The sequence below is a fragment of the Cytobacillus oceanisediminis genome (genome assembly GCF_004366035.1).
Classification (GTDB): domain Bacteria; phylum Bacillota; class Bacilli; order Bacillales; family Cytobacillaceae; genus Cytobacillus; species Cytobacillus oceanisediminis_C.
The window spans coordinates 146,526-167,219 of sequence record NZ_SOEE01000010.1 but is presented as its reverse complement, the minus strand read 5'-3'; the positions used below and the strand labels follow the sequence as shown (position 1 = coordinate 167,219).

At 41.9% G+C, this 20,694-nt stretch carries 21 protein-coding genes; 4 read left to right on the top strand and 17 right to left on the bottom strand.

All coding sequences use genetic code 11. The annotated features are described in order from the left end of the window. The first annotated feature begins 176 nt into the window (after positions 1 to 176). The gene (locus DFO72_RS23150; RefSeq protein ID WP_113884800.1) at positions 177 to 1,523 is read left to right on the top strand and encodes a PLP-dependent aminotransferase family protein; all 1,347 of its coding nucleotides are present in this window, start codon (positions 177 to 179) and stop codon (positions 1,521 to 1,523) included. A gap of 111 nt (positions 1,524 to 1,634) precedes the next feature. Continuing rightward, positions 1,635 to 2,126 carry a hypothetical protein gene (locus DFO72_RS23145; RefSeq protein WP_113884799.1) on the top strand — a complete coding sequence of 164 codons (492 nt, stop codon included), beginning with the start codon at positions 1,635 to 1,637 and terminating at the stop codon, positions 2,124 to 2,126. Positions 2,127 to 2,217: 91 nt separating this feature from the next. Here the strand turns inward: DFO72_RS23145 and DFO72_RS23140 are convergent, their stop codons facing one another. The 8 genes from DFO72_RS23140 to DFO72_RS23105 all read right to left on the bottom strand — a co-directional run bounded on the left by DFO72_RS23140 (position 2,218) and on the right by DFO72_RS23105 (position 11,217). Next, positions 2,218 to 3,303, bottom strand: coding sequence for a YkvI family membrane protein (locus tag DFO72_RS23140; protein WP_113884798.1), 1,086 nt, complete (start codon positions 3,301 to 3,303; stop codon positions 2,218 to 2,220). A 72-nt stretch (positions 3,304 to 3,375) separates the two neighbouring features. Further along, on the bottom strand, positions 3,376 to 4,482 hold the full coding sequence (gene menC / locus DFO72_RS23135) for an o-succinylbenzoate synthase (RefSeq protein WP_113884797.1): 1,107 nt from the start codon (positions 4,480 to 4,482) through the stop codon (positions 3,376 to 3,378). A 21-nt stretch (positions 4,483 to 4,503) separates the two neighbouring features. After that, positions 4,504 to 5,325, bottom strand: coding sequence for a GNAT family N-acetyltransferase (locus DFO72_RS23130; protein ID WP_113884796.1), 822 nt, complete (start codon positions 5,323 to 5,325; stop codon positions 4,504 to 4,506). Positions 5,326 to 5,327: 2 nt separating this feature from the next. Then, the gene (locus DFO72_RS23125) at positions 5,328 to 6,455 is read right to left on the bottom strand and encodes a M20 peptidase aminoacylase family protein (RefSeq protein ID WP_113884795.1); all 1,128 of its coding nucleotides are present in this window, start codon (positions 6,453 to 6,455) and stop codon (positions 5,328 to 5,330) included. Then, the gene (locus tag DFO72_RS23120; protein ID WP_113884794.1) at positions 6,452 to 7,315 is read right to left on the bottom strand and encodes a MurR/RpiR family transcriptional regulator; all 864 of its coding nucleotides are present in this window, start codon (positions 7,313 to 7,315) and stop codon (positions 6,452 to 6,454) included. Before DFO72_RS23120 ends, DFO72_RS23125 begins: the two co-directional genes overlap by 4 nt. A 174-nt stretch (positions 7,316 to 7,489) precedes the next feature. Then, a complete protein-coding gene (locus DFO72_RS23115) occupies positions 7,490 to 8,569 on the bottom strand; it encodes a Ger(x)C family spore germination protein (protein WP_113884793.1) in 1,080 nt (359 codons plus the stop codon). After that, complete coding sequence (locus tag DFO72_RS23110; RefSeq protein ID WP_113884792.1) at positions 8,566 to 9,654, bottom strand: GerAB/ArcD/ProY family transporter; 1,089 nt, start codon at positions 9,652 to 9,654, stop codon at positions 8,566 to 8,568. The genes DFO72_RS23115 and DFO72_RS23110 overlap by 4 nt, the downstream gene beginning before the upstream one ends. A gap of 36 nt (positions 9,655 to 9,690) precedes the next feature. Continuing rightward, positions 9,691 to 11,217, bottom strand: a complete 1,527-nt coding sequence (locus DFO72_RS23105) for a spore germination protein (RefSeq protein WP_113884791.1) — start codon at positions 11,215 to 11,217, stop codon at positions 9,691 to 9,693. A gap of 277 nt (positions 11,218 to 11,494) precedes the next feature. Here DFO72_RS23105 and DFO72_RS29675 point away from each other — a divergent pair, with 277 nt between their 5' ends. After that, entirely contained in the window at positions 11,495 to 11,728 is a 234-nt protein-coding gene (locus DFO72_RS29675) for a metal ABC transporter solute-binding protein, Zn/Mn family (protein WP_395858199.1), read from the top strand. 94 nt (positions 11,729 to 11,822) lie between these two features. Here the strand turns inward: DFO72_RS29675 and DFO72_RS23100 are convergent, their stop codons facing one another. From DFO72_RS23100 to yfcC, 4 genes are all read right to left on the bottom strand, one after another. Beyond that, positions 11,823 to 12,128: an ArsR/SmtB family transcription factor gene (locus DFO72_RS23100; protein ID WP_113884790.1), complete on the bottom strand. Its 306-nt coding sequence runs from the start codon at positions 12,126 to 12,128 to the stop codon at positions 11,823 to 11,825. Between the two features lie 27 nt (positions 12,129 to 12,155). Then, entirely contained in the window at positions 12,156 to 12,920 is a 765-nt protein-coding gene (locus DFO72_RS23095) for an SDR family NAD(P)-dependent oxidoreductase (RefSeq protein WP_113884789.1), read from the bottom strand. Between the two features lie 248 nt (positions 12,921 to 13,168). Next, a complete protein-coding gene (gene iadA, locus DFO72_RS23090; protein ID WP_113884788.1) occupies positions 13,169 to 14,344 on the bottom strand; it encodes a beta-aspartyl-peptidase in 1,176 nt (391 codons plus the stop codon). Between the two features lie 36 nt (positions 14,345 to 14,380). Then, positions 14,381 to 15,883, bottom strand: coding sequence for a putative basic amino acid antiporter YfcC (gene yfcC / locus DFO72_RS23085; RefSeq protein ID WP_113884787.1), 1,503 nt, complete (start codon positions 15,881 to 15,883; stop codon positions 14,381 to 14,383). Between the two features lie 159 nt (positions 15,884 to 16,042). Between yfcC and DFO72_RS23080 the strand changes: the two genes are divergently transcribed. Beyond that, positions 16,043 to 18,055: a sigma 54-interacting transcriptional regulator gene (locus DFO72_RS23080; RefSeq protein WP_166672543.1), complete on the top strand. Its 2,013-nt coding sequence runs from the start codon at positions 16,043 to 16,045 to the stop codon at positions 18,053 to 18,055. A gap of 48 nt (positions 18,056 to 18,103) precedes the next feature. On the opposite strand, the gene rpmG is transcribed toward DFO72_RS23080, so the two are convergent. The 5 genes from rpmG to rpsN form a co-directional block, all read right to left on the bottom strand. After that, positions 18,104 to 18,253, bottom strand: a complete 150-nt coding sequence (gene rpmG, locus DFO72_RS23075; protein ID WP_095312352.1) for a 50S ribosomal protein L33 — start codon at positions 18,251 to 18,253, stop codon at positions 18,104 to 18,106. A 24-nt stretch (positions 18,254 to 18,277) separates the two neighbouring features. Next, on the bottom strand, positions 18,278 to 19,444 hold the full coding sequence (locus DFO72_RS23070; protein WP_113884785.1) for an FAD/NAD(P)-binding protein: 1,167 nt from the start codon (positions 19,442 to 19,444) through the stop codon (positions 18,278 to 18,280). Between the two features lie 59 nt (positions 19,445 to 19,503). Continuing rightward, a complete protein-coding gene (locus DFO72_RS23065) occupies positions 19,504 to 19,869 on the bottom strand; it encodes a hypothetical protein (RefSeq protein WP_113884784.1) in 366 nt (121 codons plus the stop codon). Positions 19,870 to 19,902: 33 nt separating this feature from the next. Further along, on the bottom strand, positions 19,903 to 20,154 hold the full coding sequence (locus DFO72_RS23060) for a type B 50S ribosomal protein L31 (protein WP_113884783.1): 252 nt from the start codon (positions 20,152 to 20,154) through the stop codon (positions 19,903 to 19,905). A gap of 193 nt (positions 20,155 to 20,347) precedes the next feature. Beyond that, positions 20,348 to 20,617 (bottom strand): 30S ribosomal protein S14, encoded by a 270-nt coding sequence (gene rpsN, locus DFO72_RS23055; protein ID WP_113884782.1) that lies wholly within the window; start codon positions 20,615 to 20,617, stop codon positions 20,348 to 20,350. Positions 20,618 to 20,694: the final 77 nt, after the last annotated feature.

Genomic DNA, 20,694 nt, shown 5'->3' with positions numbered 1-20,694 from the left:
CCGCAATTCCCGCTCTTCTCATCCACTTCATCTACTTTTCCCCCTTCATAAAATAGGATTTCAGTCATGATGTCAGCTCTTGTATTTGTCCCTTATACTATAAACAGCATGATGGATACAGAAAAGAACTGTTTTGTCCATCTGTACCCATACAAATCCACGAGAGGAATGTATTCATGGGCAATAAATATGATGAAATCATAGTAGAAATCCAATCCAGATTAGATGATAAACGCTTGAAAGCCGGAGGAAAGCTCCCTTCCATCCGCAGGTTTGCCAAAGAGTTCAACTGCAGCATTAACACAGTAATGAAAGCTTACAGTGAATTGGAAAAGGCACATCTTATTTACTCTGTGCCAAAAAGCGGCTATTTTGCGGTAGGTACTGATATGCCCAAAAAACAAAAACCTATGATCATTGACTTTGTCTCAGCAGGACCGGATAAAAGCAAAATGCCATACCGTGATTACCAGCATTGTATGAATCAGGCAATTGAGCTTTATAAAGAGGAAATGTTTCAGTATTCCCATCCCCTTGGTTTACCCAGCCTTCGGCAACAGCTTTCAGCTCAGCTACAGGATCTGCAGGTTTTTGCTCCGCCTGAAAGAATTGCTGTTGTATCAGGTTCCCAGCAGGCACTGGATCTCCTAGTCTCACTGCCTTTTCCCAATAATAAAAACGGGATCTGTGTTGAACAGCCAACCCACTTCAGTTTCATAGATTCCATTACCTCTCGTGGCTTGAAGCCTATTGGCATAGAGGTGAATCAGAAAGGCATTGATCTCAATTACTTAGAAAAGGTATTCAGAGAGAGAAACATCAAGTTTTTCTACACTGTTTCCAGATTTCAAAACCCTACAGGCTGCAGCTACTCCAACCAGGAAAAAAAGGATATGGTCGATCTTGCTCAGAAATATGATGTCTACATAGTGGAGGATGACTATATGGGAGATCTTGATACAAGAAAAAAGGCACATCCAATGTTTGCCTATGATTCTTCCGGAAGAGTCATTTACACAAAAAGCTTTTCGAAAGTTTTGCTGCCAGGCCTGCGATTAGGATTGGCCGTTCTTCCAGAAGCCTTAATGAAAAGCTTTACACAGGCCAAATTTGCAGCGGACGTCCACACACCTGTCCTCACACAGGGGGCACTTGAGATTTACTTGAGCAGCGGTATGTTTAAAGCCCATATTGAAAAACTCCGGCGGCAATACAAAAAGAAAGGTAGCATCCTCAAAAAGGCATACCTGGAGCATTTGCCTCCCAATACTTCATTTACTGGCGGGGATTCGGGATTCTATTCGACAGTTGTCCTCCCGGGCAGAATGAAAGCAAAGCATCTTGTGAAGCATCTCCAAAAGAAAAATGTATTCGTTCAGGATGCTGCACCAATGTATCTTCCAGAATATCTAAAGGAAAATAGAATTCGATTAAGTGTCTCTCAGGTGGAGGACCGGAAAATTGCAGTTGGAGTGAAGAAGATCGGGGACGGGATTCGTGCGTTAGCCCATTCTTATCTCTAAAAGATAAACTTAATTTGGACTGGCCGCCACCTCCCAGGATGACATGACAACCGCTTAACAAACATATCTATAATGATGGGGTTCCAATATCCATAAAAGGAGATGGTTCGATTGAATCCTTATTATTATCCATATTATCGGGCAACTGGCTGGGGAGATATTTTAACGCTGCTGCAGCAAAGTTTATATGCTGAAGAAATGGTTTGTTCCATGAGTTCTGAGCTTTTTCATATTCCTGAGACCAAAGATTTAAAAGGAAATACAGAAATGCACAATCACCTCGTTCCGGCTTCGTATCACCGCGTAACCACTGTCGGATGTGCCCATAGACTTGTGAACGGTGAGCAGAGGCAAACGATTATCGCTACACTGGCAGCTTGCATCGTGAATGCGGAAAATCAGGATAAAAAGGTGCGTGAAGGACTAAAAACCATGGAGGGAAATGCAGGTCCTGAGTATAAGGCGTTTATGAGCTTGATCATCAGATGGCAGGACCAGGCAGAAAATTACCTGACACAAGCTAAAGAGGCTTTGCGTGGGATGGGGGTATCTTTTCCTTCAGCTGGAAGCGGACCGGAGAGTGGAGAATACAATCTTTATTAAGGAATAGGATGCCATCCAGTAAGACAACCATGAGGTGAGAATGTATAGAAAGCTCAGGAGAACTGAGCTTTCTAAAGAATCAGTAAAGTTTCTACTGTTTAAAAGCAACTCTATTACCCATACTCCCAGCAGCCTTCCGCTTCCCCCTCAGCCATGCAAGCACAATCGCCGCAATAAGCGTAAATCCTAAATAGCCCATCAAAGGATAAACCGTTCCTACCAGCGTAATGAAGCCTGCGAAACTGGCTCCAAACGCTGCTGCACCAAATAATACAGCAAATAGATTGAATTTAGGATTTTCCCTTTTCACGATCCTGGCCGTGAAGGCATACAGCATACCAACAGCGGTGTTATAGATCATACCAAGAAGTACAACGAACATCAATAACCCAAACACCGGTGAAATTTCATTGGCAAGTGCAAGAATCGGCATCTCAGAGCCACCCACAATATCCATTTTTACAAGCATAGCTGCATTGATAATTAAGATAAGAATTCCCAAACCGGCACCGCCAAGGATGCCTCCCATTCCTGCCTGCTTTTCATCTGTAGTGGTTCCGCCCATGACAGCCAGCATCGCAGCACCAGCCGCAATATTGTAGGAAACATATAATAGTCCGCCCATGAACCAGTTGGAAGCAGCAGGGGTCTGGCTTTCCGCCAGTTTCTGTACCTCTGATAAATCCACCCCCATCGTGCTTAGGGCATAACCGCCAATGATAATTACCATTACTAAAAGAAATGGAGTGACCAGGCTGATAATCGAAATCACTTTCTGGATATTCAGGCAAACGGTCAGGATCGTTAATATAGCCATAATGACATTGCCGGCCATGCTTGGAATCCCGAATTGCTCTTCAAAAATGGATCCCGATCCGGCAAGCATGACAGCGGCCACTCCAAAAAGGAAGAAGGTAATGATGAAGTCAACCGCCATGCCAAGATATCTGCCGCAAATATGGTAAATGACATCTTTATGGGAATCTGTCTGCAGACGGCTTCCAAGCTGTGTTAAGTTCATCCCCAGAAAAGCAAAGAAAATGGTCGCCAGAATGGCACCGCCTATCCCCATCCAGCCAAAGCCGGTAAAAAACTGCAAAATTTCCTGGCCCGAAGCAAAGCCCGCTCCGACTATGACCCCGATAAAAGCACCAGCAATCTGAATACTCTTTTTCATTATGATCCCCCTTTAGATATTTGAATTTTTTGACAACTTTTCTTAAAAGGGAAAGAGAGAATTCTTTCTCCCTTAAGAAAAGCTTTTTTCAAAAACAGTAAACTGTTTAAGGGTTTCATAATTTGGTCCATATCCCAGACCTGGTTTTCCAGGAACCTTGATCATTCCATCTTCAACAGTTACTTCAGGGTCTATCAGATCCTTCTCCCAGTATCGGGATGATGCGGCTGTGTCCCCTGGCATAATGAAGTTTGATAGTGTAGTTAAGGCAATATTGTGTGCCCTTCCGATTCCCGATTCCAGCATGCCTCCGCACCATACCGGGATGCCCCGTTCCTGGCAGAGATCATGAATTTTCCTGGATTCTGTCAGCCCGCCGACCCGGCCGATTTTGATATTAATAATTTTGCAGCTTCCCAGCTCAATCGCCTTGCGGGCATCTTCATAGGAATGAATGCTTTCATCGAGGCAGACAGGCGTTCTGAGTTCTCTCTGAAGTACTGCATGATCGATAATATCATCAGATGCAAGCGGCTGCTCGATCATCATTAACCCGAATTCATCCAGCTGTTTTAATAGTTCGATATCTTCAAGGGTGTATGCTGAATTTGCATCAGCCATAAGTGCTATGCTCGGGAAATGATTTCTCACTTCCCTCATGACCTCAACATCCCAGCCTGGCTTGATTTTCACTTTGATGCGCTTATAGCCTTCCTCTACATATTCACTAATAAGGTTCACCAGGTCATTAACACTATCCTGAATCCCGATGCTGATGCCAACCTCAATCTCATTCGCTGTTCCGCCGAGGGCCTTTGCAAGCGGGATTCCCTTCCGCTTGGCATATAACTCCCAAACCGCCCCTTCAAATGCTGATTTCGCCATATTGTTTTTCCGTATGTAGGAAAGAGTTTCCGAAACTTCATCAGGATGCTGCATTTCTTTGTTTAATAGATTCGGAATGATGAAATCCTCAAGCATATGCCAGTTCGTTTTCAGCGTTTCTTCGTTATACCATGGTGAATGAAAGGCAACAGATTCTCCCCAACCGCTCACACCATTTTCGTCCTTGGCTTCCAGCAAGAGAAACTCTTTATCCTGAAACGTGCCGAAGCTTGTTGTAAATGGAGCTTTCATTCTCATCTTCATGTGCCGCAATACGACTTCTGTTACTTTCATGTTCATTCCCGCCTTTTCCTGTTAGTTGAGTTTAAGCTGATTCCTCTGGACTAATACATAGTAGTGCACAGGGCGGCCATCCAGCCCTTTTTGAAATCCTGCCATAGCGTACCCTTTAGAAAATAACTCCTGAAAAATCCTTCTTGTTTTAAAGCGCCAATCGATCGCAAGCTCGAAGTTCTTATTCTTAATCATCTGGAAGTTTGCCGGAACCGGAACAAGCACTGGACCTACAGCAGCATCCCATTCAGTATTTAATAAAACAGGAAAGTCATCCTCTGAAATTCCCCAATCGTAGGGATTCTGTGCGGTCGCTGTTTCAATGCCCAATGGCTCCTCCACATGTGAACTAGTAATCCACCATTCTGCCTTTAAACGGTCTGTAGGCAGCCCATGATTCAGGCTGTCATCCATATCTCCGTAGCAATTCTCCACATAAGTGGAGCAAACCGCATTCAGCTTGGAAAGATTCAAGTAAGCATTCCGGCTTTCAAGCGGATCAAAAGTCCAGGTGATCAGGTCATAGCCCATACCGGAAGCCAGTTCTTTTTGCTTCTGCTTCAATAATGCCCCCATCCCCTTATCCTGGTGGTCAGGGTGAATACCCAGCATATGGGAGCATAAATAGCCTTTCCCCTTGTGAAAACCGGGAAATCCGTAGCTGAATCCCACAAGATTATCATCTATAAATGCCCCGAGCAGCAGCCCTCCGTTCTGGGCAGCTGTGATGGTTTGATGAACCGGCAGGGGAGCCATATTCCAGATTGTCTTCTCCAGCTTTTGAATAAGATCCATATCGGATGCTGTCTTTAATATGCGTAAATCCATTGTCACAGCAGCCATCTTCACTCCTCCTTTTCCAAAGTGGCCATGACGGCTTTTGCCAGTATTTCCATTCCCGAGTATATCGCTTCCCGATTGAACGTCATGTCCGGATGATGCAGCCCCGGCTTTAAATCACAGCCTAATCCGAGCATTGTGGCCTTTATATTCGGCTTCTTGAGAGTATAAAAATGGAAGTCCTCCCCGCCAGAAGTCACTATTGGCTCCTTTAATCGGCCAGCACCCAGGACATCAACTATAGCCTTCTCCAGAAAGTGCTGAGCTTCATCATCCACTTCAGCTGCTGCCACATTCGCTTTCGTCTCAAGGCTGATCTTGACTCCATACAGCTTAGATAAATACTCTGTGATCGTTTCAATCTTTTCTCCCAGTGCATTTATGACTTCATTTGTTTGTGCCCTCAGATCCAGGCTAAAGGAAGCTTTTCCCGGAATGATATTGCCTGAGTCACTGCCGGCATGGAATTTGGTCATCTTAGCCGTGTGCGGGACCATCGGATCCAAATGAATATTTTTGATTTCATGGATGAAAGAAGCACCGATCTCGATGGCATTCTGCCCAAGGTGCGGGCGGGCGCCATGGGCATCTTCCCCGATAATTTCTCCGGTCACAAATCTTGCTGCTCCATGATATATGGCTGCAGACGCTTCTCCATCCCTTATTTCCTGGATTGGCCTCAGATGTACACCGTACAGATAATCCACATCATCCAGCACGCCATGCTCAATCATTTTCAAGGCACCAGTGCCCTTTTCTTCAGCCGGCTGGAAGATGAATTTCAGTTTGCCTTTTTTAGGGTGGCCTGCCTTTTGAAGCAGCAGCATGGCCCCAACCCCCATTGTCATGTGGGCATCATGTCCGCACGAATGATTTGCCTGAAACTTGCCGTCCACTTCCTGCCAAAGTGCGTCCATATCCGCTCTCAGCGCGACGCATGGACTCCCTTCACCCACTTCAACAACCAAACCAGTGCAATCCCCAAACAGCTGAACCTGGAATCCCCGGCATTCAAGGAATTCTTTCAAGTACTCAGTGGTTTTATATTCCCTCCAGCTCACTTCCGGGTTTTCGTGCAAATGATTAAAAACCGTATCCATTACAGGTTTAATCTCTTCAATAATTACCTTCAAACCATCTTCCCTCCCGGCTGAATAAAAAAATGTTCACTTTCCAGCTTTTCATATTGCTCTTTCCTTGTTTGAAATCGGTCACAATCTTGAATCGACACACCCGCAATCACCGCGTTCAGAAAAGAAAAGAGCGCTGGCGCCGCATCAATCGTCGATTTTTCCGATGAATGGATTTGAAAGAGCAAGTCAGCATGATCTTTAATCGGTGCGATTGCTGAATCCGTAATGCCGATTATATATGCTCCCTGCTTTTTCGCCAGTTCCGCCATTTTAATCGTATCTTTCATGTAGCGGTCGAATGAAATGGCAATGAACGTCGCTTCTTCATCCATTTCAGAAATCGTCAGCAGCAGATCATCCGTATCCGGCCGGATCAGCTTCGCATTTCCCCTTACAACCCCAAGGGTAAAAGAAAGCCAGCTTGCTGCCGCAAAGGAAGACCGCAATCCGGTAACATATACTTTTTTTGTTTTTATCAAACGTTTCACTAAAACATCAAAATCATCCTGACTTATATTCTGAATCGTTTCCCTGATATGGAGACAATCCTTCTCCATCACACTTGACAGGAACTCCGGTTTTTCGGCCAGTTCCACCTTGCTCGAAAGATACTGCCCCAACGTGCTATTCGCCTTCAATAGCTGCTCCCTTACCATCTTTTGCAGTTCCGAATAGCCGGAAAGCTGAATCGAATAGCAGAATCGGATGACTGTCGTTTCGCTTACCCCTATTCTCTTGCCAATCTCACCCGCTGACTTCACCGCAAACTCCTTAGGGTTATCCAGTAAATACTTAGCGGCCTTCCGCTGCCCTTTGGAGAGGTTTTTAAACTCTTTTTCGATCGCTTCTTTTAATATCATTTAGACTCACCTTAAAATTATGAAGTTTAAGCTGTATTTTAATTTTTTTGAAGTCTCAACTTCGTTTTAACTAAACTATCATATATTCCTTTAGAAAACAATAATAATTCTGAAAATTTTATAATTAAAAATGACACCCTTTTCGGATGCCAATTTCTCTTATCATATACATATTTATTCTATAATCCCTGATTGAACAGCATTCACTTTTGCCTCAATCTTAATTTCCATTTGACTATACTGCTCCCTCCATTCCTTCCGATTAAAATCAGAGCGCTGCCTGGCCTTTTCTCCAATCCGAAGGGGATCTGTATCCATTTCCTGAAACCTCTTGATCATTTTCTCTGCTCTCTCAGTTATTTCTTTTTCCACTGCTTTTTCAATTCTCTCAATCGTTTTCTTGTCTGTAAGATCTAAATCCACCCCTTCCATGGCTCTGCCGTTTACTTTCACCTTAAAAGTGGCTATATATTTCCCATTCCTCTTGTCCACCCTTATTTTAGGTTTTGATGACAGGTTTTCGAGACTTACATCTTCTCCCCCGCTAAGTTCTACTTCAAATTGTCCCCGCCGGAATTTTTCATAAAGGATTTTGAAGATAAAGGCGTCACCAAAGCTGATTGTATCAACTAGCTTATCTTCTTTAAAAATCCCCAGTCCGCTTACCTTCAAATGCTTACCCTGTTTCTCTATTAAAGGTAAAAAAGGGTCGGCATCTTTGCTGTAATAGTGCACAAGAAAACGGTGCAAATTTATCTCAGGAATAGTCGCCTCAATATTCTGTTCCACCACATCGATTAAATACTGTGATACAGAATCACTTTGCGAGTAATTTGAATCAATAATGTCTTTCGCCTTCTCTTTCGATACAACAAGCAGCAATTTCCTGCCAATACTGGGGTTTCTCTGCAGACTGTCAATTTGTTTTTCAATGCCATGCTCTGCGAGTTCCTTGTTGAAAATGACTAATCCTACCCTGCCAACGACTATGGGCCTTGCAGCTTCCGCCTGAATCTCTTGCCTGATCCGTTTACTTGTCTTCCCTTTTGCAGAAAAAACCTCATTTACCGGTAATGACTGTTCACCTGGTGGTATGTTGGAAGAGCCTGCTGTTCCTTCGAATTCCTCATCATTGACATAATCATAGCCTATTGTCTGCACTAATTGGATATCCTCCAATACTTTTGGACTTGGAATACATCCTGTCAGGATTAATGGAAGTGTTATACACCATAAAAAGTTTTTTGATTTCATCCTTTTTTCACCTTCATGATGATATATTGTAAAACCAGCAAGAATGGTAAATAAAAGTAAATTGTATAAAGTCCTATTTGGGAAATAACTTTCTGAAGGACATCGATTTGCTGTCTATCTGTCAATAAGACGCTAATCATAAACAGCAACAGGCAAAACATCTTTAAAGCATTTCTTTGAGAAACAGGAAACAGCCGGTTCATTCCCCGGCTTGCACACCAGAGGCCGATGCAAATATTCGGCAGAATAGTAAAGAACCATACGGAAATTCCTATGTATTCGAACCTCTCTACAATGATTAAGTCCACGATTTTCCATAGTGTGAGTGTAGCCCAAATGGTGCCTTTCAACTGTTCCTGGTTGAAGTAGACAAACGTAACAAAAGCAGTCAGGAGGTAAATAAATATGCTGAACAGCACACCGAAATAGGCCCATTTTTCAGATTTCGGCCCATCTTTTATAAAAGGATAAAACATAAATAAGGTCTCAAACCCTAGAAAATTAAGAGTCATTTCTTTTGATGCTTTAAATAAATCTGCAGGAGAGGCATTAAAGATTGGCAGAAGATTGCCATAATCGGCATACTGCAAAGGATAAAACTTCACCAATAATAATGGCAAGCCGTATAAAATCCCTAAATAACTTACCCCTGTGACAACCCGAAAACCTCCTGTGACATAGGAATAGGCTAAAAAAATAATAATAAGTACGAATATCCATTGTGAGACTTCGGGAAATACCCAAACCTGTATGACCTCTACATAAGACCTGAGAACCACCAAAGCAAAAGATAAGAAATATAACGAAAATAGAAAGCTGAAAAAACCGCCGATCCACTTTCCCATAATATCAGCGTGTATGGCTACGATGTCGTTGTTTCCCTTGTTTAAAATGCGATAGGAAATCCATATCAATCCGATAATGGAGGCGCCGGAAGCTAAGATTGCGATCCAGGCGCTATAGCCGGCCGACTGGACAATAACTCTTTCGAAGCCTAGAATCCCTACGCCTACTTGCATAGCATGTATTAAGTAAAATACAAAAAAGGGAGATACCATTTTATCTTCTTTAGGCAATGGAAACATCAACTAGCCTCCTTTATCAGAACATATTTATTCCCATTAATCTTCTATGTCTCTTTTCGGTTTCTCGTGCTTTTTGGGCTGAAAACGAGTCCGTACAGGAGATCTGACCTGCATCGGCCGCTTCGTTTGCATGAAAAACGGAAGTCGGAAAAGGGAGTCCCTTAAATCATCCAGCCTTAATGGATAGACTGGTGCCAGATATGGGCGTCCCAGAGAAGTCATTTTTAGCAAATGGCACAAAATGTATGAGAAACAAAAGGTTACTCCCAGAAGTCCCCATAACTGGGCAAAGATTAAAAAAGGAAAGCGGATTAAGCGGATCGTATTGCCCATTTGATAGACAGGCGTTGTAAAGGACGCCAGGGCCGCAAGCGCCACGATGATCAGCAGCACATTACTGGTCAGCCCAGCCTGTACAGCCGCAGTCCCGATGACAATACCGCCTACGATACCAATCGTCTGTCCGATTTTTGTCGGCAGCCTTGCTCCAGCCTCACGCAATAGCTCAATGGTCAATTCCAGAATAATCGCTTCCAGAATCGGCGGGAACGGGATCCCGCTCCTTGAAGCAATAAGCGGATTAAGCAGGTTCTCCGGAATCATTTCGTAATGATAGGTTAGCACTGCGACATAAAGAGAAGTCGACAAAACGGAAAAGAATACAGCAAACAACCGGACAAGCCGAAAAATGGAGGCAATATGCCAAGATAGAAAATAATCTTCAAAAGCTGAAAAAAACTCTACGAGAGTTGTAGGACCAGTTAGAGCATGCGGTGAGCCATCTACAATAATCGTTATTTTCCCTTCCGAGAGAACACTCGCCACCCTATCAGGCCTTTCCGTATCAATTAAATGAGGAAAGGGAGAATTATGGTTATCGGAAATGATTTGGTTAATAAAGGAGCTGTCCACAATTTGATCAAAATGAATCTCTTTCAGACGCTGCAGAATCGTATTCACATTTTCTTTGTCCGTAACTCCTTTTATATAAAGAACAGCCACCCTTGTTTTTGTCAGGCTTCCAATCTTTACTTCTTCCACGATGAGATCAGGTATAGGCAGTCTCTTCCTGACCAGATTGATATTAGCATCAATTGATTCGACAAAAGCTTCCTTTGGCCCCACAACACTGTACTCTACTTCCGGCATACTGACGGGTCTCTTCTCAAGCGAAACAGCAGATATGACCAAAGCCTCTTGAATAGAACCTTTTACTTCAATAACAATACAGCCTGTCAGCAATTTATCCCTTATTTCATGAACATTATCTATAATTTCAGTATTATCAATAGGAATAGCCTGCTGAAGATCAAAAAGGGTATTGCTCTCATTTTCATTGATATAAGGCAGGACATATTGATGCAAAATATTTATTTCTACAATTGTCTGGTAATAATGAATATAAAATGGGCTGGATTCTGAATATCTATAGGAAACAAAATCTGTAGATTCTTTACAGCGATGAAGGAGTTCATCAATCCGCAATTCATGCTCACTATTTTCATTCTTCTTTTGTTTATTGTCCCTATTAAACCTTTTTAATTTCGATTTAAAAAAACCCACCGGTCACTCCTCCAAAACTTAACAAATCATAGTTTTAGTATGCTGCCGTGCGATCATAATTATTCTTTTATTATGCATGCTTGCAATTGGTGAAAACTATGAAATGCAGCTATCAATGGATAAGCATTTCATCATTCACATGCTACAAATATCAGGAGTCTATTATCAACTTGGTTCAAATCATGATTCATCTAATTAAAAACCGAGTACAGATATATTCTCTAATGAAAAATTCTCGAGTATCAAAGCAGGAGTAAAAAGTATCTAATCGGTAAATATTGACCTAGAAACTTATGAACCGACTAAAAAAACCCTGGCAAAAATAGGTGATGCTGATTTGTTCATTTTAATCAGGAGCAGTGTGGGAGGGTTCGCTGATAAACCAGTTAAAACCTTTAATAATGAGAATATAATGATTAAAGAAGCTGATGAAGGGATAAACCTTCTGGAGGGCACACATGATCATGATCATGGTGATGAGGAACCCAAGCATGCTGAGGAAAACGATTAATTATTAAGAAGATATCGAGACAATAAATAAAGCCTTAAACAGCTAAAAAGAAAAAGCGCAATCCCTGCGCTCTTTTCCTTTCATTCTAACCAAGTTATAAAATACATTCACTTTCGACTATTTGAATCAGCTTTTTTAATTGTTCTACTCCCTGTTCTATAGAAAGAGTATAGAAACGCTGAGTCCCTTTTTGTTCAATTAAAACCAGATCATTGTCACGCATGACTTTTAAGTGATGGGATATAGCAGGCCGGGAAAGATTAGACTGCTGGGCTATTTCATTTACACTTAATGCGTCATTTTCTGCCAGCAAAATGATTATATCCTGCCTCGCAGGGTCACTTAATGCATGAAATAATGGAATACACGCTCTAAACACATCTATGGCTTTCTGTGACATAAGACTCCCCCTTACCACATAGGGTTGTTATTTTTCTCCAGCTGCATACTTGGCGATCTTAGCTGCTAAACTTCTTGGCAAGAATTTTGCACTAATCGCACCGAATTTATTAAGTCCACCTGTTATGAGGACGCGTTTCCCATTCATCAACCCTTCATATCCTTTCTTTGCTACATCATCAGGCAGCATGGCCCGGCTGAACATTTTGGTTCCTTCTACGCTTGCAGCGGAGCCAAAGTTCGTTTTCGTTGCACCTGGGCAAAGGGTGGTGATTGAAATGGAATACTCCTGCAGTTCTTCTGCCAAAGCTTCTGAAAAAGACAGGACATACGCTTTTGATGCATAATAGACAGCCATAAGCGGACCAGGCTGAAAAGCAGCCGTACTTGCAACATTTAAGATCTTCCCATTATTTCTTTCCTTCATAAAAGGAAGAAAATAATAAGTTAGCTCTGTCAAAGCAGTTATATTTAATTGAATCATATTTATTTGTTTTTGCAAATCCAATTCATCAAATTTTCCCATTAAACCGAAACCCGCATTGTTTACCAAAACATCAATATTAATATTAAGTTTTGCAGTTTCTTCAAAAACTTCCTTTGGAGCCCCCTGGATACTTAAATCCTTGGCAATGATCGTTACCTCTGTTTCAGCAAAAGCCTTTTTTATTTCTTCCAGCTTCTCTTTATTTCTTGCAACCAGAACTAAATTATAGCCATCAGCAGCAAACAGCTTTACAAATTCATAACCCAATCCGCTAGTTGCCCCTGTGATCAGTGCCGTTTTTCTCATAATATTTCCTCCTCTTATACAATTCAAAGTAAATTAATTTAATGTTTATCTGTTTAATCGTTTAAACATATCGTAATTTAAAGAGTCCATTTCAGTCAATAGTTAAGTAATTCCTTTTTATTAATAAAATCTGCATGGATTTACCCGTAACATGATAAGGATGTTCATATATTTAATTTTCGGGTATGATTGGCAACAAAAGAGCAGCCCCTATTTTTTAAGAGCTGCCTGGTTTTCATTCTCATTTATTATTCAAAGGTTCCTTTCACAACAGCCTTACCGTCTTCAACCATTTTTCTGCCAAGGGAAAAAACGGTTTCGATTGCCAGTGTTTCTTTTTTCAAAAGCACAAGGTCTGCATCTTTACCTTCCTCTATCCTTCCTTTTTGGTAAAGCTTGAGGATAGAAGCTGGATTTTCTGTAATGACAGAAAGTGCCTTTTCTATAGAGACCCCTTCTTGAAGGATCGCATCCCGCACTTCGGAAAAGAGTGTGGAAACTTTGCCAATTTGCAGACCAATCAGTTCTCCCTGCTCATTGAAATCAGGCAGGCTGGCCTGGCCGTCTGAAGTAAACGTAATTTGTCCAGCAGGAATCCCTTCGTCCAGCATGAATCTCAGAGCCTTGCTGCACTTTACTTCCCCTTCTTCGAGAAACTTTGGTATGGAGCTTGTCGTGAAATCGACATAGCCGCCTTTTTTGGCATAACGTATGCCAGCTTCAAATAAATGAGGATTTCGATTAATATGTGTCGGGTAAAATTGTTTTATTGGTATATCCGTTTTCTCCACAACGTCTTCCAAGAGTTTTAAATGATCATAACTATCACCCACATGGACATTTACAATTCCCGCTTTACCAGAAAGCATGCCACCTACACGTGCGGCTGAAGCGATTTTAGCCATCTCCTCAACTGTCGGCTGAGAAGAGCGGTGGTCGGCGATCGCAATTTCTCCGACACCGATAATCTTGTCAATAAGAATGAGATCATCTTCAATTTTTCCAGTCAGTGTTTTTACTGGTACCTGATATGAACCCGTCTGGACAAAACAGGTAATTCCTTCTTCCTCAAGCCCCCGGGCTTTAGCAATAAGACTAGCCATTGTCCGTGTTGTTCCGTCTGTGCCAATGACACCTACCAGGGTAGTAATGCCAGACAGTGTAGCATCTGTCAGCTGGATTTCCGGTGTCCGCGTTTTATAGCTTCCCTCACCGCCGCCGCCGATAATATGAACGTGCGAATCGATAAAACCCGGAACGGCAATTTTCCCTTCGGCATCAATGACTTCAATATCCGCAAATGAAAGATCAGGTATTTCAATCGAATCGCGGATATAGCCTATTTTATTATGAACAAGTAATAAATCCTTTTTCCCAAGATACTGCGGAGAATAGATTTCTGCGTTCTTTATAAGATTTAACAAGGATAAACCCCTTTCTGTCTAACTTATGATGTCTAGTTAAAGACCGATTAGTACTGCGCCAATCACAAATAATGAAGAAATCCCCATAAGGAGCAGCAAAAATTTGATGATAAATTTTGCCCATGTTCCCCAGTCAAGTCTTGCTGCTCCAAGAGCTCCCAGAAGGGCTGCAGAAGTAGGAACAAAAATATTTGTCAAACCATCGCCGAGCTGGAAAGCAAGCACGGCAACCTGCCTGGATACTCCGGCAATATCAGCCAGCGGCGCCATCAGCGGCATCGTAAGGGCTGCCTGGCCTGATCCTGAAACAACAAAGAAATTGAATCCGGATTGAAAAAGATACATAAACCACGCGGACAGGGCTGCAGGGAAATCCCCAATTACCTGTCCGGCACCGAAGAGCATTGTATTTAATACAGATGGTGCATCCGGACTGTCTCCGCCTAAGATGATGACAATGCCTTTTGCCATGCCTACAACCAATGCTGCCGGCAAAAGATCTTTTGCCCCTTCAATGAATCCTTCAGCAATATCATCTATCTTCATATTATTAAGCTTAAAGAATACGGCAATAAGTCCAGCTGCCAATCCGATCGTAAAAAATTGCGAAGCTATTTCCGGGATATAGTATGCATGTTCCACAACACCCCATACAATCCAGGCAATTCCGGCTGCTATGGTTAACAGAACAAGGCCGTGTCCAAGAGTAAATCTGACCTTTAGCTCCCCCGTTTTCATTTCTTTCCTGAAATAACTGTCTGATTCATAGCTTACTGATTTTAAAGGATCCTTTTTAATTCCAGCTGCATATCTCCATGTATAGATAATGCCTATTAATGTGAAAACAGCCCACATGCCTATTCGAAACGGTGCGCCAGACATAACGGGAACTCCCGATACACCCTGTGCAATGGCCACACTGAAAGGGTTCATCCAGGAGGTGGCAAACCCAATTTGTGTTGCAACATAGGTGATCATCACACCTGTTATGGCATCATAGCCAAGTGCAACCATAAGAGGAACAAGAATCATCGCAAATGCAATGGCCTCCTCCCCCATGCCAAAAACAGCTCCTCCAAGCGAAAACAGGAAAAACATAATCGGTATGATTAAGATTTCTCTGCCTTTTGTCTTGTCAATCACACTTAAAATGCCTTCTTCAATAGCACGAGTTTTCATTATAATTCCAAATGCTCCGCCAATGATCAATATGAATGCTACTATGCCAACTGCGGATCCCCATTTATCTCCTGATACGAGTCCTTCAAAAACATAATTTAAAAACCCAGCTTCTCCCCCAGATTCAAAAAGGCTTGTACCCTGGCGGACAGGATTTCCTTCTTCATCCTTCACTATTTCGAAGCTGTTGGGAATCAATACGGTCTTGGTTGACTCTTCCCCATTTTGCGTATAAGTTACTTCTTCCGTCTGGAATTGTCCAACGGGAACCAAATACGTAACAATGGCGGCCAGAAGGACCACAAAGAAAACGATGACAAACGTGTGCGGCACTTTCCAGGCTTTGTTTTTTTCTTTCATTCTATTTCCCCCTTTATCTCTAGATGTAAATACTTAATGCAATTTGTGTGCCAAGTTGAAAATTCAGAATAAATGGATAAAAGATTGAAAACTGGTTTATTAATGGGTTATTTAACTGGTATAATAATAACCATTAATCAACCAATAAAGGAGTTTACCATGAAAAATGAATTAGTGCTGCTTGCCGGAACCAGGGAAACCTGTAAAGAACTCACAGAACAGCTAAAAGGAATTCTCGGACAGTATATACGAATAAAGAGCTTTGCTTCAGAAGAATATCTGCCCCCCTTAATAGAGGATGCCTTAATTGTGTATTCTTCTTACCTGATTCATGATGAAGTAAAGCATGTTATTGCTCCTTCCTGTGAAGTGATCACAGCTCACAGAACCGTAAATTATCAATATATCGATTACCTATTTGAAATACCAAATGACACAAATGTCCTTTTTGTAAATGACTTTCCACAGAGCACCATAGACTCTATTGAAACTCTGGACAGACTCGGAATCAGACATCTCCGATATATTCCCTATTCACCTGGCAGAGAAGTTCCAGATTCGATTGAGGTTGCCGTTACTCCAGGAGAAATGGAATTAATCCCTTCTTCTATCCCAACAAAACTTAATCTCGGTGTACGGCTTATTGATATTCACACGATTATGGCTATTATTGATTACTTTGAACTGCCGGAAGCCCTCAGAATAAACATCACCGATAAGTACACCGGAAAAATAATTGAACTGAGCAAGAAACTATCATCCTTGAAACAGGAAGCCGATAAACTCAATCAATATTTAAAAAGGGTCGTAGATGGAGTAAATGATGGGATTTTGGCATTTGACAGTTCCGGTTCGATTTCAGTCTTTAACAAAGAGCTTGAGAGAATGATAGGAATATCACCTGAGTATGCGCTTAAGAAGAAAATCGGCCAGGTATTCAGAAACAACGAACTGCTGGATTTCTTGTTAAATGATGAAGCTGGTGATCAGGAAGCCTTTACGGTAAGACAAACAAACTTGTTGGTGCACCGATTTCCAATGAAAAATGATAACACGATTGTTGCCACATTTAAAAATATGGATGAAACGCTCGAAATGGAAAGAAGAGTAAAACTGGAGCTTCAGAAAAAGGGTTTTGTATCTAAATATACATTCCAAAGCATTTTGGGTGAGAGTCAGACCCTTCAGGAAACCATTCGGATTGCCAAGAAACTTTCATTATCCGACCTACCTATCTTGATTCAGGGGGAAAGCGGCACTGGAAAAGAACTGTTCACCGGAGCCATCCATTCGGAATCGAGCAGAAAAAATGCACCTTTTTTAGGAATAAATTGTAACGCCCTTCCAGAAGAATTGCTTGAAAGTGAATTATTCGGATATGAAGATGGGGCATTCACCGGGGCAAGAAAAGGCGGAAAAAAAGGACTTTTTGAACAGGCTGACCAAGGGACTTTGTTTTTGGATGAGATTGGGGATATCAGTATGAAACTGCAGGCCAGGCTATTACGCGTTCTCGAAGAATGGGAAATCCGCAGAATAGGAGGAAACAAGATTATTCCTATTAATGTCAGGATCATTGCGGCGACTAATCGGAACTTAAAGCACATGATCGAAGAAGGAAGGTTCCGTGAAGATCTATATCATCGTTTAAAGGTTCTGTCCTTGTCCATTCCTTCCCTAAGGCAGAGAAGAACAGATATTCCAATTTTAATTAAGTCCTTCATAAGACAGAGCCAGAAACCTGCTGCTGACATAACAGAGGATACTTTAGAATTATTGTCCCAGATGGAATGGAAGGGAAATATAAGAGAATTGAAGAATGTAGTACAGTACATGCTTGCCGTTTCGGATGATAATGTTCTGAAAGTTTCTGATTTGCCGGCAGACCTAGCCCCGGCAAGGGTCCAATTAACGCCAAAGACTCTAACAAACTTAAAAGCTGAACACAAGATTCTGCTTACATTTATTGCCGAGTTAAATGAGAAAGGAATACCAGCAAGCCGAAAGAAATTGTCAGCTCTTACCCAGAATACAAACTTCCCCCTCACGGAACAGCAGGCAAGACTCAGACTCAAGGAATTAGAACAGCTGGGATTTGTCATCATCCGCCAGGGGAGATCAGGCACCAATGTGACAGAAAAGGGACTGGAGTTTGCATTGTCGAATAATTAAAATGAAAATTCAGCACGATTTTCAAATACCGTGCTGAATTTTCAGGTCTTACTTCGTTTCACGGTGCAACGTATGCTTCTTTAAACGAGGAGAATATTTCATTAATTCGATCCGGTCAGGATTGTTCCGCTTATTTTTGGTTGTAATATAATTCCTGTCCCCTGTCTCTGTACAAGCTAATGTAATCTTTACTCTCATAATGATTTCCTCCTTATTAACTTTTTAAATGCTTTGAACAATTCTTTCTGCAGCCTGGCGCGCCCCTGAAATATTTCGGGCTATCGGCCCAATTTCCAGTTCTGCCAGGGGCCCTGTTACATATAGTTGCGGGCACCATTCAAGAGATTGACTGACAATCGGGTATCCGCACTTTGCACATGGAAGGCCAAACATTTCAATGGCTTTCTCAAGCCAGCTTCCGCCAGGCCTGGATGGCCTGAACCCGGTTGCAAAAACAATCGAATGTACCTTGACTTCCTGTGTGTCCACGAAAAGAAGCAGTTCCTTGTTTTCTCCTTCCTTCACGGAAGTAACCTCTCCGTCTTCCACCTTTATCGTTCGATCATTTTCAAGCTTCCTAAGCTTATGGAATAATTCTGAGGGCAGCGATCCCCGGTTTCTCGCCTTTTTAATTATTTCTCTGCGTTCGGAATAATCCGTGATTCGCTGGTAGTGTTTTTGATATTTTGGTCCAAGCCATCCCGGATCACTGTCAAAATCACAAACTTTAAAGGGATGCCTTTTTATTAAATTGACTTGACCTGGATATAATGTCGAAAGCTTGATAGCTGTATGGGCGGCTGTAATGCCTCCTCCAATTACGGCAACTGGCGGCCTCAATTTTGAAAAATCTGCAGTTTCATCAAAGATGTGATACAGCTGATGACTGCCTTGCTTAATAGAATCTGCCCATTCCGGTACATGAAGCTGATCGTTTATGCTTAATGCCAATACGACTTTTTTGGATTTTAGACTTTCTCCTCGGGCTGTGCTTACAATCCAATAATTGTCTTCCCTATCGAGACCATTTACATATCCCTGATGCCAGCTGGTCCCTAACCCAAGATCATGGAGAAGAGTCTGACTGTGCTCATTAAACATTTCCAGGGATGGCCTCTTATAGACCCCATAAAACTCACTTTTCTTCCATTGGTGCCTTGCTGCGTAGCTTCTTAAGCTGAATGGATCGACATCAAGGTGATGTACAAAAGGTGAGCGCAGAAACTTCATGCCAATCCGATCCGTACTTGCAGTCCACTTAAATAATGGCCTTACATGTGGATCAATAATGCGTAGCTTATCAGTTGATACCTTATTATTCTTTACTAAGAAGGCTGCAATGGTACTGCCCTGAATGCCGCCTCCTACAACGATCCAATCATAAACCATATGACCCTCCTGGGGCAGAGTTTAATACGAAATCATTACGATTTAAACAACGGATTTTTCTACGGTTTACTTTCATTTAAGGAGAAATAAAAATATTTAACTTTATTCCCTTTCTTTCTTGCCCGGACACTATCTGTTAATTCGACCCATGTTACTTGGTTCAATTTATTCTCAAGCTCCCTGCTAATAATGTCTTCAATTTCATGCATGATCATCATCAGCTGTCCAAATGAAAGGTTAAAATGTTCTGCCGCCTGCCTATGAGGTGAGTGCTTCACAAGTAGAGCCATAAATTCTTCTGAAGTCGAAGCCTTTTGAGCCAATTCTTCTTCCAGATCAACGACATATTCATAAATCTCCTTTTGCTTAGGAGGGAGAGACTTTACAATCTCTCTTGAGAAAATTTCCATAAGATGTGAATTCATATCTTTCACCTCACCTTGCCAAGTGAAGAAACCTTACTTGTTCTTCATGTTATATCTCTTCATAAATCGTTCAGCACGTCCGCCGCGATCCGTGAACTTCTGAACTCCAGTATAAAACGGATGTGTATCTGAACTTACTTCAACTTTAATCAATGGGTATGTGTTTCCATCTTCCCACTCGATTGTTTCATTTGCAGTCTTTGTTGATCCTGTCAAAAATTTAAAGCCGCTGTTCATATCCATGAATACTACTTTATGATATTCCGGATGAATACTTTCCTTCATTTTCATTACCTCCACATTTTATTTTTAAATCGCCATTTGTTTATAATTTTATGAAAAAGTTATCTACGTCCAGCTCCAGCGCCTACCCCCTCGAGGTCACAAGCCAATCCGCCCAGAAACGTAAAGAGCACCTTTCCGATCGGCTCGACTTGTTCTTGTCGGGGGGTGAGCAAGGCGCTTGATGCTTTTGTTTTTACCAGCTGGATTTCTTTACTCCCGGAACTTGCCCTTTGTGCGCATATTCCCGAAAAGCGATTCGGGACATTTTAAATTTGCGGAGATATCCCCTTGGTCTGCCCGTCACCTGGCAGCGGTTTTTCAGCCGTGTTGGTGATGAGTCTCTTGGCAGTTTCCTTAAAGCCTCATAATCCCCTTTTTCTTTTAGTTCCTTACGTATTTCTGCATACTTTAATACAAGCTCCTGGCGTTTGATTTCCTTTGCTACCTTAGATTTTTTTGCCAAGGTAAGTCACTCCTTCCTGATGAAAATCGTAATTATTACGATTTGAATAATGTTATTTAATCACAAAGATTTTGATA

Excerpts from the sequence above, each read along its gene's own strand:
- DFO72_RS23150 (WP_113884800.1), top strand. The coding sequence starts at position 177 with ATGGGCAATAAATATGATGAAATCATAGTAGAAATCCAATCCAGATTA.
- DFO72_RS23140 (WP_113884798.1), bottom strand. The coding sequence starts at position 3,303 with ATGAAAAAGAGTATTCAGATTGCTGGTGCTTTTATCGGGGTCATAGTC.
- menC (WP_113884797.1), bottom strand. The coding sequence starts at position 4,482 with ATGAAAGTAACAGAAGTCGTATTGCGGCACATGAAGATGAGAATGAAA.
- DFO72_RS23130 (WP_113884796.1), bottom strand. The coding sequence starts at position 5,325 with ATGGCTGCTGTGACAATGGATTTACGCATATTAAAGACAGCATCCGAT.
- DFO72_RS23120 (WP_113884794.1), bottom strand. The coding sequence starts at position 7,315 with ATGATATTAAAAGAAGCGATCGAAAAAGAGTTTAAAAACCTCTCCAAA.
- DFO72_RS23115 (WP_113884793.1), bottom strand. The coding sequence starts at position 8,569 with ATGAAATCAAAAAACTTTTTATGGTGTATAACACTTCCATTAATCCTG.
- DFO72_RS23110 (WP_113884792.1), bottom strand. The coding sequence starts at position 9,654 with ATGTTTCCATTGCCTAAAGAAGATAAAATGGTATCTCCCTTTTTTGTA.
- DFO72_RS23100 (WP_113884790.1), bottom strand. The coding sequence starts at position 12,128 with ATGTCACAGAAAGCCATAGATGTGTTTAGAGCGTGTATTCCATTATTT.
- DFO72_RS23095 (WP_113884789.1), bottom strand. The coding sequence starts at position 12,920 with ATGAGAAAAACGGCACTGATCACAGGGGCAACTAGCGGATTGGGTTAT.
- yfcC (WP_113884787.1), bottom strand. The coding sequence starts at position 15,883 with ATGAAAGAAAAAAACAAAGCCTGGAAAGTGCCGCACACGTTTGTCATC.
- DFO72_RS23080 (WP_166672543.1), top strand. The coding sequence starts at position 16,043 with ATGAAAAATGAATTAGTGCTGCTTGCCGGAACCAGGGAAACCTGTAAA.
- rpmG (WP_095312352.1), bottom strand. The coding sequence starts at position 18,253 with ATGAGAGTAAAGATTACATTAGCTTGTACAGAGACAGGGGACAGGAAT.
- DFO72_RS23070 (WP_113884785.1), bottom strand. The coding sequence starts at position 19,444 with ATGGTTTATGATTGGATCGTTGTAGGAGGCGGCATTCAGGGCAGTACC.
- DFO72_RS23065 (WP_113884784.1), bottom strand. The coding sequence starts at position 19,869 with ATGAATTCACATCTTATGGAAATTTTCTCAAGAGAGATTGTAAAGTCT.
- DFO72_RS23060 (WP_113884783.1), bottom strand. The coding sequence starts at position 20,154 with ATGAAGGAAAGTATTCATCCGGAATATCATAAAGTAGTATTCATGGAT.